This is a genomic window from Psychromonas ossibalaenae ATCC BAA-1528 (genome assembly GCF_000381745.1).
Taxonomy (GTDB): Bacteria; Pseudomonadota; Gammaproteobacteria; order Enterobacterales; family Psychromonadaceae; genus Psychromonas; species Psychromonas ossibalaenae.
The window spans coordinates 92,641-107,016 of sequence record NZ_KB906975.1 but is presented as its reverse complement, the minus strand read 5'-3'; the positions used below and the strand labels follow the sequence as shown (position 1 = coordinate 107,016).

15 protein-coding genes are annotated in these 14,376 nt (G+C 39.9%); 6 read left to right on the top strand and 9 right to left on the bottom strand.

The features are described 5' to 3' along the window. Positions 1-42: 42 nt before the first annotated feature. Genes G327_RS0106595 through G327_RS24105 form a run of 4 tightly spaced genes read right to left on the bottom strand, consistent with a single transcriptional unit; the run spans position 43 to position 4,144 of the window. Positions 43-2,199, bottom strand: coding sequence for a chemotaxis protein CheA (locus G327_RS0106595; protein WP_019613970.1), 2,157 nt, complete (start codon positions 2,197-2,199; stop codon positions 43-45). A 2-nt stretch (positions 2,200-2,201) separates the two neighbouring features. Continuing rightward, complete coding sequence (locus G327_RS0106590; protein ID WP_019613969.1) at positions 2,202-2,528, bottom strand: STAS domain-containing protein; 327 nt, start codon at positions 2,526-2,528, stop codon at positions 2,202-2,204. Between the two features lie 25 nt (positions 2,529-2,553). Further along, positions 2,554-2,928 carry a response regulator gene (locus G327_RS0106585; protein WP_019613968.1) on the bottom strand — a complete coding sequence of 125 codons (375 nt, stop codon included), beginning with the start codon at positions 2,926-2,928 and terminating at the stop codon, positions 2,554-2,556. A gap of 25 nt (positions 2,929-2,953) precedes the next feature. Next, on the bottom strand, positions 2,954-4,144 hold the full coding sequence (locus tag G327_RS24105) for a methyl-accepting chemotaxis protein (protein WP_019613967.1): 1,191 nt from the start codon (positions 4,142-4,144) through the stop codon (positions 2,954-2,956). Positions 4,145-4,506: 362 nt separating this feature from the next. Between G327_RS24105 and G327_RS0106575 the strand changes: the two genes are divergently transcribed. Further along, positions 4,507-4,866, top strand: coding sequence for a DUF2750 domain-containing protein (locus G327_RS0106575; RefSeq protein ID WP_026339222.1), 360 nt, complete (start codon positions 4,507-4,509; stop codon positions 4,864-4,866). Between the two features lie 218 nt (positions 4,867-5,084). Here G327_RS0106575 and G327_RS0106565 read toward each other — a convergent pair whose 3' ends face one another. Beyond that, entirely contained in the window at positions 5,085-6,542 is a 1,458-nt protein-coding gene (locus G327_RS0106565; RefSeq protein WP_019613965.1) for an HDOD domain-containing protein, read from the bottom strand. Between the two features lie 453 nt (positions 6,543-6,995). Here G327_RS0106565 and G327_RS0106560 point away from each other — a divergent pair, with 453 nt between their 5' ends. Both G327_RS0106560 and G327_RS0106555 read left to right on the top strand, forming a co-directional pair. Further along, a complete protein-coding gene (locus G327_RS0106560) occupies positions 6,996-8,882 on the top strand; it encodes a methyl-accepting chemotaxis protein (RefSeq protein ID WP_019613964.1) in 1,887 nt (628 codons plus the stop codon). A gap of 200 nt (positions 8,883-9,082) precedes the next feature. Then, positions 9,083-9,604, top strand: coding sequence for an RNA methyltransferase (locus G327_RS0106555; protein ID WP_019613963.1), 522 nt, complete (start codon positions 9,083-9,085; stop codon positions 9,602-9,604). Between the two features lie 66 nt (positions 9,605-9,670). Here G327_RS0106555 and G327_RS0106550 read toward each other — a convergent pair whose 3' ends face one another. Next, positions 9,671-10,087 carry a GNAT family N-acetyltransferase gene (locus tag G327_RS0106550; RefSeq protein WP_019613962.1) on the bottom strand — a complete coding sequence of 139 codons (417 nt, stop codon included), beginning with the start codon at positions 10,085-10,087 and terminating at the stop codon, positions 9,671-9,673. A gap of 553 nt (positions 10,088-10,640) precedes the next feature. On the opposite strand from G327_RS0106550, the gene G327_RS0106545 reads away from it, so the two are divergent. From G327_RS0106545 to G327_RS0106535, 3 genes are all read left to right on the top strand, one after another. Continuing rightward, positions 10,641-11,294, top strand: a complete 654-nt coding sequence (locus G327_RS0106545) for a DsbA family oxidoreductase (RefSeq protein ID WP_019613961.1) — start codon at positions 10,641-10,643, stop codon at positions 11,292-11,294. Positions 11,295-11,453: 159 nt separating this feature from the next. Continuing rightward, positions 11,454-11,756, top strand: coding sequence for a DUF496 family protein (locus tag G327_RS0106540; RefSeq protein WP_019613960.1), 303 nt, complete (start codon positions 11,454-11,456; stop codon positions 11,754-11,756). Positions 11,757-11,861: 105 nt separating this feature from the next. Continuing rightward, positions 11,862-12,662: a 4'-phosphopantetheinyl transferase family protein gene (locus G327_RS0106535; protein WP_019613959.1), complete on the top strand. Its 801-nt coding sequence runs from the start codon at positions 11,862-11,864 to the stop codon at positions 12,660-12,662. A gap of 36 nt (positions 12,663-12,698) precedes the next feature. Here G327_RS0106535 and G327_RS0106530 read toward each other — a convergent pair whose 3' ends face one another. The 3 genes from G327_RS0106530 to G327_RS0106520 all read right to left on the bottom strand — a co-directional run bounded on the left by G327_RS0106530 (position 12,699) and on the right by G327_RS0106520 (position 14,269). Next, positions 12,699-13,259 (bottom strand): glutathione S-transferase N-terminal domain-containing protein, encoded by a 561-nt coding sequence (locus tag G327_RS0106530; protein ID WP_019613958.1) that lies wholly within the window; start codon positions 13,257-13,259, stop codon positions 12,699-12,701. A gap of 122 nt (positions 13,260-13,381) precedes the next feature. Beyond that, a complete protein-coding gene (locus G327_RS0106525) occupies positions 13,382-13,561 on the bottom strand; it encodes a hypothetical protein (RefSeq protein ID WP_019613957.1) in 180 nt (59 codons plus the stop codon). 417 nt (positions 13,562-13,978) lie between these two features. Further along, positions 13,979-14,269 (bottom strand): PilZ domain-containing protein, encoded by a 291-nt coding sequence (locus G327_RS0106520; protein ID WP_019613956.1) that lies wholly within the window; start codon positions 14,267-14,269, stop codon positions 13,979-13,981. Between the last annotated feature and the right edge of the window lie 107 nt (positions 14,270-14,376).

Here is a 14,376-nt window from a genome sequence, read left to right as displayed (position 1 = left end):
TTACCTTCCAATTATATAAAAAATTATTCAGTTATATTTACGCTAAACTACCGTTACCTTATTAATTAAGCTTTTTACATTAAGGATCAGCGCAACATTTCCATCACCTAAGACGGTGGCCCCGCTTAACCCCTCTATATTCTCGAAAATTTGTCCTAGCGGTTTAATTACCGTCTGCTGCTCACCGTGTAATTCATCTACCACAAAACCGGCGCGTTCTTTACCAACTCGTACAACGACCAGACTTTGTCGTGATCTTTTGCCAAACTGTTTACCCGGGTTAAAATACTCTGAAAGTTTTAAATAGGGCATTGCACTGCCGCGCAGATTGACGTAATTCTGCACGGCATCAAGCTGCCACTCTTTTTCATTCATTTCGACACATTCCTCAACCATGCTCAGAGGAATGATGTAACGCTCACCATCAGCACCAACCATAAAACCATCAATAATTGCCAGCGTTAAAGGCAGCTGTATAGTTATTTTTGTCCCCTGATGCTCAATACTGTCAATATTGACACTGCCGCGTAAACCTTCAATATTTCTGCGTACCACATCCATGCCGACACCACGTCCGGAAAGATCGCTAGCCTGTTTTTTGGTACTTAAACCGGCGGCAAAGATCAGATTGTAAATTTCCTGATCGGAAAGATTTGCTTCTTCAGTAACTATGCCTTTAGCAACCGCTTTTTCTAATATTTTATCTTTATTAAGGCCGGCACCGTCATCAACAATTTGAATAACAATATGCCCGGAATCATGAAATGCATTAAGGTGAATAGAACCCTGCTCTGACTTTCCAGCGGCTAAACGCTGCTCTGGTGATTCAATGCCGTGGTCTAATGAATTACGGATAAGATGGGTAAGCGGATCGTTGATCTTCTCAACAACCGTTTTATCAAGCTCGGTTTCACCGCCGGTTATTTCAAGATCAATATTTTTACCCAGCTCTTTACTGACATCACGAACGACACGTCTAAAACGGGAAAATGTTTCACCAATCGGTACCATTCGCAATTCTAATGCGGTATCCCTAATGTTACTCACCAGAGACGACATGGTAGCCGAGACCTCCTCAGCTTCATCCAGTCCGCTTTTTTCAATCATTAAATCCATGGCGGCTCCGGAAATAACCAGCTCGCCGACTAAATTAATTAAGTGTCCTAATTTTGTTGAATCAACACGGATATAGTTGGATTCAGAAGAAACTTTTTGTTTTACCTGCTGCTGTTTTTTTATCGCCTGCTCAATAATTTTCGGCTGAATAACATTCTGCTCAACCAGTATTTCGCCGAGCGGTCTGCACTCTTCTTGAGAACTACCTTGAGTATGCAGAGCCCTGGCAACATCATTGACGGTTAACACCCCTACTTTAACTAACATTTCACCTAAACGAGCTATTTCATCCTCAGGCAGATCTTCCAATAACGCTAAGTACTCAACTGATTTTGCCGATGGGGCTAAGATTTTAATTTCACAGTCATCTGCAGCAAACTCAAAAACATCTTCAATCTGCTGTTTATCTGCTTCACTTGAAAAAGCTATTTTATAATGTAGATAACAGCTCTCCGGATCGAACTCATCCCCTTCTGGAACCGCTTTATCAAAAAGTAAAAGTGCTCTGATCTCTCCCAATGTTTTCAAGTAACGAATAAACGACAGAGGATCAACCCCCATTCTGAAGGCATCTTTTTTAAACAGAAGCGTGATCAGCCAGTTACCGTTCAAATCAGCGCTGTTCTTTTCTTCCGAAGTATTTTCTAACTCAATATTTTCAGTCCTTGCCTGTCCCTTTACTGCAGATGACTGTGTAGGAGTAAGACACTCGCTTAACAGCTCACCGTTTCTCTGCAGCTCCTCTTCCAGAGGCTGGTCCGGATACTCCAGACTGTATGCAAGCAGCCGGGCAGTATGATCACGGCAGTCTAATAATACCGAGATTAACTGTGCATCAATCTGCCGGCTTCCATCACGAACCTGATCTAAAACCGTTTCAGCCTGATGGGTAAAGCTAACAATATGATTAAAACCAAATAATCCCGACGACCCTTTAATGGTATGCATCGCCCTGAATACACAATTAATCACTTCAGCATCATCCGGCGTGTCTTCTAACACAAGCAGTGAACTTTCCATTTCATCCAGCAGCTCCTGCGCTTCCTGGGTAAAGGTAATTAATGCAGCATCTAAATCATTCATGACTATTTCCACTCAGCTGGCAGCACAATAGGATCGGCAAAAAAATCAGTTAAATTAAACAGTTCAATCACCTCGAAAACAGACTGGCTGTGATGCAGCAGGTTGAAGTCACTGTCTAATTTATCAGCCGTTTTTTTCATAAAAATTAATAACTGTATACCTGCACTGTCAATTTCAGAGACAGCCGACAAATCAATATTTAGTGTATGCCCGGCCTGCAGATGTGTTAACAGACAGTTTTTCTGCTCAAGTACGGTATAAATTGTCATTTCATCATTAATATTTATCAGCGTTTCTAAGTCATTGGTATTTGTAATTTCAATCGCCATCAGCAGACTCCAGCAGCAGTAACGTTTAAGGTAAGACGAGTTTTGAAACGGCTGTTAATAGCATCGGAGGCTGAAATGGTTTAACTAACCATGCTTTCGCGCCCGCTCCCCTTCCCTGCTGCTTTTTAGAATCGGAGGCTTCCGTTGTTAACATCATCATCGGCGTAAATTTATATGCAGGTAATTTTTTTGCTTCTTTTACCAGGGTAATACCGTCCATTTTCGGCATATTTACATCGGTAATAATGAGGTTAATCTTGGTTTTATTTGCCTGCAGTTTTGCCAGCGCATCTTGACCGTCATTAGCGGTAATCACTTCAAAACCCGCTCCTTTAAGAGTCAGGCTCACGACCTGTCTAATTGATGCTGAATCATCAACAACCATAATTGTTTTAGCCATATCTGGTGCCTATTTAGTTAATGAATTAAAAAAATGTAAGATCATCACCTGCTGCTGCATGAGCCGTTTTTTTATCCGGCTGTACTGCGGACTGATGATTAAGCAGCTCTTCGGGCATGGTGTAGCGCAGTTCCATATTGTCCATAATATCTTTTACCGAAATAGACTGCTGCGCTTTATCCTGTAACTTAACAGCATGATGTCCGGCTGCAATTTTCAGCAGATCATTGAGATTACTTTGAGCGTGTTCAAGCATCTGACAGACGCGATCCTGAAACTGCAGCGTGGTTATAACCTGGTAGATATCTTCCTGAACTTTGCTGTTATTCTCCGTTAATACTTCGGTACTTTTTTCAAATAAGGTTAACGACTCTTTTATTTCAGATAACACACCTTCTATATGTGTTTCCAGATCACAGATGCTTTTTTCATCTGAATTTCTAGTTACTTCTACCGTCGCTAAGGTCGATTTCATGGCATCATTTATTGCGCTTACCGTTGAGCTGATTCTTACGCCTGTTGCCGCAGAGCTTTGTGCTAATTTTCTAACTTCATCAGCTACCACTGCAAACCCCCGCCCCTGCTCGCCTGCACGAGCCGCCTCAATCGCTGCATTTAACGACAATAAGTTGATATTATCCGCAACACTGCGTACCTCTTTAGCCATTTCATCCAGCTGCAGGGTATGAGCCGACAATGTTCGAATCTCTTCAACCATACTCTTTTCTGCATTATTCAGACGATTCAGCTCTTCAAAAACCTGCAGAAGCACCGCTTTTGAATCAGTTAACAATTGATCAATCAAACCGCCTCTTCCCCCGGACTGGCTTGCTTCAATCTGGCTGATCTGCTCAGTCATCAAAACAAAGGTATCCGTCAATGTTGTTATCTCTTTTTCCACAAAATCTTTCGATACGTTTATCTGTTTCTCAATAACTGGAATCACTTCAACAAATAAGTGTTCAAAATCGTCAACTGCCTGCTCTATTTTTAAATTGTGAGGCTCCTGCTCAGCAAGCTGAGACTGATATCGAATCTGATTTTTACTGTTAACTTTGCTGATAAGTAACAAAGCAGTCAAAATGATTGCCGCCAGTAAAATAGGAAGCAGGGTCAGAGCATTAAGAATCTGGAGTTCAGCAAGTCCGCAGATAACAGCAGTCAGTGCAGCTGATGAGAGAAATGAAATAATATAAAAGTATTTATCGCGAAGCATTACCACCTCAAATTAATAAATATATAGACAAACTAATATAAACAAAACAATCTTAGGCCAATTCGGTGAGGGTATTTTAAGGAAGGCAGGTTTAATTACAAAAAGCCATATTAGTTCACAATTTCAAAAAATTAGACTCAACATGGTTGATTTTATTGAAAATTAACACAGACTCTGTAGTTTTTATTTAACCTGATATAAGTAACTGACTCTCTTGATGTTTTCACCATTACTGAATTTAATGTCATTATTCAGCAGGTTATATGTATTTAACTGCCTGTATTATTGCCTTATTCTTAAGCTGTCAATCCAGGCAGATCTCCGTATACTGCAGGCTTATAATTTATAAAATGAGAAATACCATGAAAGACACCAATCAGACACTACTTACGTTTCTAACAGAAGTTAAACCAACTCAGCAGCTGTGGGCGCTGCAGGATACAAAAAGTGAGGACTGGGTTGTACTTGACTCTCTTAACTATGAAGAAACAGAAGTTATGCCGCTTTGGTCCAGCGCGGAACTTGCAGCGGTACACTGCACCGAAGAGTGGAGAGACTATCAGCCTGCCGCCATCACTTTAGCTGACTGGTTAGAGTTCTGGATTGATGATCTTGTTAAGGACGGTGTAGTAATCGGTATTAACTGGATCGGTGAAGAAAATGATTTAGAAATTGACCTGCCTGAGTTTACTCAGTCTCTGGTTGATATCGAAGTTTTATAAGTCAAATAACTACCCGTTTATCAAGCCGCTTCATTAAGCGGTTTTATCTTTGTTTGGCTTATACCAGTCCGCATAAATATCTGCTCACCCGTACTGGTTAAAATTAACGTTAGCTCCGTTGTTTTCAATTCCAGCGGCCAGCAGCTGCTCGATCAAACGCCTTGCTCTCATTAACTTTTCCTTGGTAACTTCAGACCATTTAATTAACTGAAATGGTATCATTTCTGGTGGGAGATAATACTTAAACACATGTTAAGATGTTCAATCAAAAAGCAGAACTGCGAGTAATTATCTTCATTGATCTTTTTCGGTTTAGTGAGAATCTGCGCACTGATCACACCAATCACCTTATTATCGATTTTCACTGGTGCAATACAGACAGCCCCCCCGGCGATTAATTTTTCAATTTCAGCAGTAACATAATTACACCATTTAGGATCCCGGTAATCATTTACCAGTACAGTACTATCCATTTCCACAACATGACTAAGAATATTCACACTGTCACATAATGATATTAAACAATGGAAACTTTCTGCACGGCCGTTATTATCATAAGAAGTTCTTGATTCAATGTTTCGTTTGTCACTGCTAAGCATCCAGAACGAACAGCGATCAAACCCGAGAATATGTGCGCCGTGCCGCAGGGTGAATGTTAAAAAATCATTGATATTCTTACCTCCCCTCGTCAGCTTAGTTAATGCACCTACAGCTGTTAACAGCGCTTTTTCCTGACTAGGGGCATGTGTAGATACCTGCAGCGACTGCTCACTGAAATGAGAAGCTTTTGGAAGTGCTTTAATGTGTTTTTCCAGCACGGAAGCGCCGTACGAACTTAATAATTCAATCGCTAACTCTCTAGTCTGCTCAATTCTTTCTTTTAAAAAGCGCACCTCAATTTTCATTATCTTACTAATTTTTTTCAATATCAGATCAAATTCAGCCTTCGTTTTTGGTGGGGATGCAATGGCGGCACTAAGCTGATTAGCTAAACTGATGGTCTGCATCTCAATGGTTCGAGATTCAGGCTGATCTAACGATTTTATTAACAACTCTCCTAAATTCCAGGTTTTAGCCAGGCCGATGCTGAGATCGATAAAGTCAACACCGCATTCTACAGCACAATATTTTTGAAATTTATCAGGCGGCAGATCAACCTCCTTTATTAACAGTTCAGCTATATCACTGCCGGTGCTCCAGAATGATGTTTCTCCTATGTGATATAACATAGCAGCTAAATAAACTTCTTCTTTTGTATCATCGGCATGATCCGGCACCATCATCTTAGCTAATAATCCCGCATAAAAAGCATTCGCCATCAACATCGTTAAACGATGATGAACCTCAGGACCTAAATTATGACTCTGCAGCAGCCCGTCTAATATTTTTGACGTTAAACAGATATTTTTGACTGATTGAATACCAAGTACAATTGACGCCCGAGACACAGTGGTAACTTTTCGCATAGAGACACGATGAGAGTTATTAACGACTTTAAGTACACAAGAAGATAACGCCTGGTCATGTAGTATAGCTTTGCTTAATTTTGGAATTGAAGAGGTATCATCATTAGAAAACTTATCAAGCATACCCGCTATCGAGGTGATTGCCGGCAGCTCTTTCTTAGCAAGGAGCTCTATCCACTGAGCAGGTGTCCGTTTTATTTTATCGCGCATTGCATTTTTCCTAATTGATATTACACAGTAATAAACAGCCGGAAGAGAGTTACCCCATAATGAGCTGGAAATGCAGATTGTTTTTTAAATTCTAATACCGCGGCTCCGGTCACGCCAATTATTGTGCTGATTTACAGCTTTTATTTAAATAAGCAGTGACATTAATGCAGAACTATAACGAAGAGCCGCTAATACAGCGGCACTTTTAATATAACCATATGAATATATTATATAAAACAAATATTAGAACACTTTTTCCAAGTCGCTCGACGCTTTAGAGTATTCGTCGCAGTCGAAAGCAGACAGACATTTCTTAATTGACGTTAGGCAGATTCAAGTCGTTGATTAATAAAAACAGCTCTACAATGCTGAACAGCAACTTTACGTCTATAATAAACAAGAACTTTCACAAATTATGCGCACAACCTTCACTTACGAATATAAAGGGATTTTATGAATAATTTAGGTTTTTCCCGCAAGATTATTCTTGCCTCAGGTATTATTCTTACTGTTGCATTAATTATACTGGCTGTGGTTAACTACATTGTGGTGATGAAACACACGCGTACAAGCCTGCAGAGCAACCTCGAAGAAACATCGCAGAACGCCTCAACGAATATTGCTAACTGGCTTAATGATAAGCTGCTGGCAACTAAAGCAGTTGCGAAAGGTACAACTGAAATCAGCCCGACCATGGACCGATCCAAGCTGTCTATGATTAAAGATGCAGGCAATTTTATCTATGTTTATGTTGCCGATGAAGCCGGTACCATGGTGATGGATAATCCAGAAGAAAAACTGCCGGCAGATTATGACCCCCGTGTTCGTCCTTGGTACACAAAAACGAAACAGCTCGGCTCGGCTTCTTTTACTGCTCCTTATATCGATGCCACATCAGGTGCGCTGCTGATATCAGTCACCGCTCCGATTAAAATAAACAGCAGTTTTGACGGTGTTGCCGCGGGAGATTTATCGCTTGGCTATATTGGAGATACGCTCGGACAGGTTAATTTTTCCGGGACCGGCCATGTATATCTAATCGACAGTGATGGTAAAGTATTAGTCCATAAAGATAAAAGCCTTGGTGATAAAAACATTCGTGAACTTTACCCGAATAACGATATTAAAATTCAATCACAGTTAGTTGAAGTAGAAACGAGTACAGGTACACACCTGATAGGTTTTTTCCCGATTGAAGGGGTACCGTCTGTAAACTGGTACCTAGCCGTTGAGATTGATAAAGAACAAGCCTTTTCCTCTATGGAAGATATCCGTAATCTTTCTTTATTGTTAACCAATGCGGCTGTCTTAATTGCGGTTGTTTTACTGAGTTTATTATTAATGCAGCTAACCAAACCACTGCATGATCTGCAGGCCGCCATGCGTGATATTGCAGAAGGTAACGGCGATCTGACTAAACGTCTCGATATAAAAAGCAATGATGAAATAGGCAGGTTAGCTGAACACTTTAATACCTTTGTCGCGAATATACACAGCATGATGAAAGTATTTAAAAGCCAGTCTGAGGAAATGACAATAATAGCATCACAAATGAACGACATTTCCAGCCAGAGTAAGTATGAGATGAACAGGCAGAGACAGGAGACAGAGCAGGTTGCAACTGCAGTAGCCGAAATGTCAGCAGCTGCTGGTCAGATTGCCGTTAATGCTCAGGGAGCCGCGGAAGCAGCCCAGGATGCAGACAATGAAGGCCAGGTGATTAACCAGGTAGTCGATGAAGCAATTTCCTCCATCCAAGGGCTTGCGGATAACCTTGGTGAAGCAGAGCAGGTTATTGCCGAACTGGAAATCGAAGTGACAGATATCAGTACCGTCTTAGACGTTATTAAGGGTATAGCAGATCAAACTAATCTGCTCGCTTTAAACGCTGCGATAGAAGCCGCCAGAGCCGGTGAACAAGGGCGCGGTTTTGCTGTGGTTGCTGATGAAGTTCGCAATCTTGCCGGTAAAACACAAGACAGTACCGAGGAGATAAATGCCAAGATTGCCAGCTTACAAAATGGTGCTGCGCGTGCGGTTGAATCCATGAAGAAAAGCCGCGAAACTAGTGATGTCAGCGTACAGAAAGCCGGTGAAGCAGGCCTGTCACTTAGCCGAATTTCTGAGTCTGTGTCGCGTATTTCGGAAATGAACATTCAGATTGCCACCGCATCTGAACAGCAGACTAATGTTACCGAAGAAATTGCCCGTAATGTCACCAATATTTCCGACGCAACTGAAGTTACCAATGAAGCGGCCAACGAAACCGTAAAAACCAGTGAACAATTATCTGCTATCGGTGCTCAGATAATTAAAGACGTGGATCAATTCGTTATTTAATCATTTATACTAGGCTCCTTAATCTGTCTTTTCAGGCAGCTCAGGAGCCGATATCCGTTACCAGCCACTATACATTTATTAGTCAGACCTAGTATCTACCGGGTTTTCCTTACATGTTTAACCTCCCGACTTGCTGAACCCTGCATCTTCGGGTAGATTGTCGAAATATTCATCCTCAACAATAAACACAGAAGTAATCAATGTCAGAAAAAAAAGTACACCTCGGGCTGCTTAACCCTAAAAGCGCGACCAATGTAGGTGCCGTAATGCGGGCTGCTGGCTGTTATGCAGCTGATAAAGTAATGTATACCGGAGAGCGTTATGATCGCGCTGTAAAACTCAATACTGATACTAAAAAAATCAGTTCTTCGGTGCCGTTAATAGGAGTGAAAAATCTGCTCGACAATAAAAGTGATGATATTAAAGTCATATGTGTTGACCTTGTTGAAGGAGCTGTCCCCTTACCTGCATTTGAGCATCCGGATAACGCTTTTTACATATTTGGTCCGGAAGACGGTACCATTAGTCAAAAGCTGATCAACCAGGCTGATGCTGTAGTTTATATTCCTACAATCGGCTGTATGAATCTGGCTGCGACAGTAAACGTTGTATTATACGACAGACTGCTAAAATCAGCGGCACATGTAACCGACAATACGTTAATTCGTCAAAGTAGAGACAATAACAATAAAGTAAAAGTGAAAAATAGACAGACGGATTAACATACCCAGGCTGCCTGGGCATGCATAAGAAGAAGTCGCTTGTCGGCTGCTAAAGCACTCAGCTGTTTAGTTTCTCAGCTGCTTTGCTGAAGATAAAACCCAGGCACGGTCATGTACTTCAAATCCCATATGAGGGTAGTAATCTTCCGTCTGAGGTACTGACAATAATATAAGTTTACAGTCTTTATTAACCTGCTGTGTGGTTAACTGCAGCAGCTCCTTACCAACACCGTTATCTTGCGCTTTTTCATGCACAGCAAGATCTGATATATAACAGCAGTAATAAAAATCAGTCATAGCCCGTGCAATACCGATCAGTTCCTCTTCCACCCAGGCAGAAACGATTAAATTGGAGTTCTTCAGCATACCGGCAATATACTTAGAATTACCGATAGGCCTTCGTTCTGCAAGTGATGTATTATCTAACAAATCAACAAACTGCTTTTCTGAAATTACTTTATTTACCCTGTATTCAATTTTCATTTCTATACTCCCGTTATATGACAGGGCAACAGATCATGCAGATGATTTATAATGCTCGGTCACTATTATTTATAAAGCCGATATTCCCTCGCTTCGAAATTCCGCATCAAATACAGTTTCCCTGTGCGGAAATAATAAAACAATAAAATTGCAGTCACACTATAGACAAAATGAACTCAATTCAACAGATTGGATTTCTATTGTTACAAAGCGTGACTGGATAAACATATTTGTAAAATTGTCCGCCAGCGCAGAAGCCATGGGGCTGGTGATTTACCTATCTCAGTCAGTGGATTACCAGAGATGCCGACCATCTTAACAAGATGTATTTTTGACCAAACAGATACACAAAACACTCTTGTGTAAAAAACTTCCGATCAACTTGGCGGCATCCACTGAAAATATAAGGAGAATGCTTAATGTTAGAGCAAACTATTATCTGCCTTAAGCCGGTCTTTTCATCTGACTACGGCTGAAAAACAGGCATTAGGTAATTACATGCTAAAATCATACGAGTTACACAGATATTACTGCACTATGTAAAGAGAAAAATATGTCACAACTTCCACTCATTCGTATTGATATCATATCGGACGTGATGTGCCCCTGGTGCATTATTGGTTACAAAAAATTAGAACAGGCAATGTCTAATATGACCGAAAAAGTACAGTTCAACATATACTGGCAGCCTTTCGAACTGAATCCTGAAATGCCTCCTGAAGGGCAGAATTTAAATCACCACCTTCAGGAGAAGTATGGCTTCAGTAAAGAACAAAATATAAAAAACTGCCAATACATTACTGAAATCGGCAATACATTAGATTTTGAGTTTTGTTATCACAAAGACTCTCGAATTGTTAATACCTTTCTTGCTCATCAGTTACTATACTGGGCAAAAATTCAAAATAAGCAGACAGAACTCAAACTGACACTATTTGACGGCTATTTCACTCGGCAGCAGGATCCTAGCGATATTGATGTACTGCTTGAAGCTGCCGAACAAATTGGTTTGAATAGAGAGGATGCAAAGAAAATTTTACAGTCTCAGTGTTTTGCACAAAACGTGCGCGATGAACAGAACTTCTGGCTGCAGAATGAAGTTCGAGCAGTACCCGCCTTTATCTTTAATAAACAATATTTACTTTCAGGCGCACAGGAACCTGAAACACTTCAAGATGTTATTGAAACAATTATCAAAGAGCTTTAATTAACTGCATCCACAATTATTTAAAAATAACTATGCCGTTGTCTGCCACAATAGGTATAATGTCCGCAAATGAAAGAAGAGTTTTATTGATTTCATAACGGTAACAACTCCGTCATCGATGTTAAAATACTTTGAATATTAAAATAAAAGGTGTACTTAATGGGTAACGTGCTTGAATTGGTGAAAAATACTCGCCGTAAAAATAAACTAAAACGTGAAATCCTTGATAATGACCAAAAAGTTCGTGATAACCGCAAACGTGTTGATCTGCTGGCTAACCTAGTAGACTACATTACGCCTAACATGAAACAAGAAGATATCGTAAATATTATCAAAAACATGCAGTCTGACTACGAAGACCGCGTAGATGATCATATCATCAAAGGTGCAGAACTTTCTAAAGAGCGCCGTGAAGTAAATAAAAAAATCAATACATTTAAAGTTCACGATACTGCAAAATAAATCATTTTTACGCAGTAAAAAAGGGATAGCCTGACTATCCCTTTTTTGATCCCGCTTTCCCTGTTAATATTCCTATCGTCCTTTTAACAAACCACTGGAAGCATTTTGCCTTTTAACAACCCTTCTGCAAATAAAACCTTATTAAATAGTGATGTCCACTTGTGGAGGATTCAACCTCATAAAATAACTGATCTGCAAGTATTAAACTCTTTAAAAAGAGTACTGACTCAATCTGAAATTGAAAAAGTAAACCGTTACCGTTCGCCGAAAGCACAGCACAACGCGCTGATCACACGTGCTTTTGTTCGTTTCGTTTTATCTCAATATGCAGAGATAAAACCTCAAGACTTGTCATTCACTATTTCAGAGCATGGTAAACCCGAATTAAACAATACCTCGCCTGCTCTGCGTTTTAATCTGAGTCACAACGATGATTTAGTGGTTTGCTCTGTATGCCTGGAGCATGATATCGGCTGCGATGTAGAAAATCTGTCACGCAGAGTTAGTATTGAAGCTATTGCCAAACGCTATTTCTCAGCTGAAGAATATCAAAGTTTAAAAGGCCTTGAGTCTGCACAGCTGCACAGGCGTTTTTTTGAGTACTGGACATTAAAAGAAGCATTCGTTAAAGCAACCGGGCTTGGTATCAGCCAGGGATTAGACACTTTCAGCTTTAAGGTCACTGAAGCTGAAACAGGGAAGTTCAACGATAATATCTGCCTGTCGTTTTCAAATAATAGTCCGATTAAAAATGAAAAAGACTGGTACAGCTGCTTAACTTACCCAGATCAAAAACATTGCATTGCAGTATGTATTAATAGTAAAAGCAAGGGTAAACAATTTCAGTTAACGCATTTTCAAGGTGAAGACTGTTTACCTGAGTTTCATATCGAGCGCAGCAGCTGAATAAATCCTGCGGGTTAAGTTTTGGTGATTTAAAGGTTAAGCGGGGGGAGCTGTCTGTGTAAATACTTCATCTGTTCTGGCCAGTTCAAGTAAGCACTGAAGATTCCCCAATTCAGATAAATCGATACGTTTACGATACAGTCCCCAGTCAAGAAAACAAGCAAGGCGGATTTCTCCATCGGTAAGCGGTAATTTATCGACTGAGACAGCATTGTTTAATTCCTGAAGACCTGACAAAACACGGTTGTTTTGACGTTGTAAGTATTTGCTGTCATTTAAACCTATATTATCCATCTTTTCTAAGAAGAAAATATTTACGCTGGCATCCATAACAGTATTAGTCATATTAAACAGCTCAAAATCTTTAATCTCCGCAAGATAACTAAAACCGGCTTTTTCTCTGAGATATTTAAGAATTGAACTTGAATCCGTTAAGGTAAGCGCGCCGTCAATTAACAGAGGCACTTTTTTAGTCGGCGATAGTTCTGCGCTTTGCTGTGCATCTATTTCAACAAAATCACATTTTAAATTCGTGGTTAATAAAACGATGCGACAGTGGCGTACAAAAGGAGAGGTGAAACTACCATAGATTTTCATATTAATCCTTCATAATAAAATGACAAGATAAACAGAGTAATCTTTAAACAAATAATATTCAATGTTTTCAGTGAGGGCACACAGTATAAAAAAATCCCCCAGTAACTACTGAGGGATTTCTTTTAGTGGACATGTTTAGCTTCAACTTCCGGTTTTTCTTTTAACTCATCAGCAAGCCATAATTCATGCATAGGATCAACTTTTTCTGAAATGGTAAGCTCAACTCCCATCTCTAATAACTCTTTGATTGTTAAATTATCAGCAAGGTTCATAGATTGACCCGCTTTATTATGAAATAGCATAATATCCTCCTGTCAGCTTTCTGTCCCTTTATGATTTTAGCCTATGTTTGTCTATGAGGAGCTTTAATCCTGTATTTTTTTGAAATAATATTCATTCAGTGCCGTTTCATTGTTCAATAAGGTACTCAGTAAGTCCCCAGCTAAGCATCTTTTGATATGCGCAGCGGACATCTTCTGGTATATCTTGAACAATTTGAAAACCACGTTTAGGATATTATTTGATCCGCTGCAGAAATAAACGAGGAAAAGCGGAATAACAGCAGTCAGATTAAACTGCTGATTATTGGAATGTACAGCCCCTCGCGATAAAAATGGATAACAGATATGCAGCGGCAGCAAAGATATCAGCGGGCATAAAATAAATTAACACAGAGTTTTTTCTGCGTTAATTAATTCTGGAAAGGAGCAGCTAATCAATTACTTAATGACAGTAAACTCAATAGCGGCAATAAAAACATCACCCTGTTCGTTGATCCTGAGCACCTTGGCTTGTGCATTTAAAGGAGGAAAACGAAGATCATCAGTGCCAAGCTGTACTTCAATTTCATCACCAGCTCTTAAACTGAGATCCGTTAATTGTATAGACATACCAGTACTGCTAAGATCTTTACAAACCCCCTGCAGCTCAAAAGTTCCTTTTAATATCTTTACACTAGTTTCAATTGCCATGCGGCGAAATTCACGTCTATCATCATGAGCTGTTAACACATTACCTCCAAAATAAAGCTGCAGACTTTATATAATAAAATAGCAAACGAGAGCTAACTATAAAATGAGACATATTTTAAAATCTGGCAAGTTATGCTGATTTTTTT

Bases quoted from the DNA above. Each gene is read 5' to 3' on its own strand.
- G327_RS0106595 (WP_019613970.1), bottom strand. From the start codon at position 2,199: ATGAATGATTTAGATGCTGCATTAATTACCTTTACCCAGGAAGCGCAG.
- G327_RS0106590 (WP_019613969.1), bottom strand. From the start codon at position 2,528: ATGGCGATTGAAATTACAAATACCAATGACTTAGAAACGCTGATAAAT.
- G327_RS0106585 (WP_019613968.1), bottom strand. From the start codon at position 2,928: ATGGCTAAAACAATTATGGTTGTTGATGATTCAGCATCAATTAGACAG.
- G327_RS24105 (WP_019613967.1), bottom strand. From the start codon at position 4,144: ATGCTTCGCGATAAATACTTTTATATTATTTCATTTCTCTCATCAGCT.
- G327_RS0106575 (WP_026339222.1), top strand. From the start codon at position 4,507: ATGAAAGACACCAATCAGACACTACTTACGTTTCTAACAGAAGTTAAA.
- G327_RS0106565 (WP_019613965.1), bottom strand. From the start codon at position 6,542: ATGCGCGATAAAATAAAACGGACACCTGCTCAGTGGATAGAGCTCCTT.
- G327_RS0106560 (WP_019613964.1), top strand. From the start codon at position 6,996: ATGAATAATTTAGGTTTTTCCCGCAAGATTATTCTTGCCTCAGGTATT.
- G327_RS0106555 (WP_019613963.1), top strand. From the start codon at position 9,083: ATGTCAGAAAAAAAAGTACACCTCGGGCTGCTTAACCCTAAAAGCGCG.
- G327_RS0106550 (WP_019613962.1), bottom strand. From the start codon at position 10,087: ATGAAAATTGAATACAGGGTAAATAAAGTAATTTCAGAAAAGCAGTTT.
- G327_RS0106545 (WP_019613961.1), top strand. From the start codon at position 10,641: ATGTCACAACTTCCACTCATTCGTATTGATATCATATCGGACGTGATG.
- G327_RS0106540 (WP_019613960.1), top strand. From the start codon at position 11,454: ATGGGTAACGTGCTTGAATTGGTGAAAAATACTCGCCGTAAAAATAAA.
- G327_RS0106530 (WP_019613958.1), bottom strand. From the start codon at position 13,259: ATGAAAATCTATGGTAGTTTCACCTCTCCTTTTGTACGCCACTGTCGC.
- G327_RS0106525 (WP_019613957.1), bottom strand. From the start codon at position 13,561: ATGCTATTTCATAATAAAGCGGGTCAATCTATGAACCTTGCTGATAAT.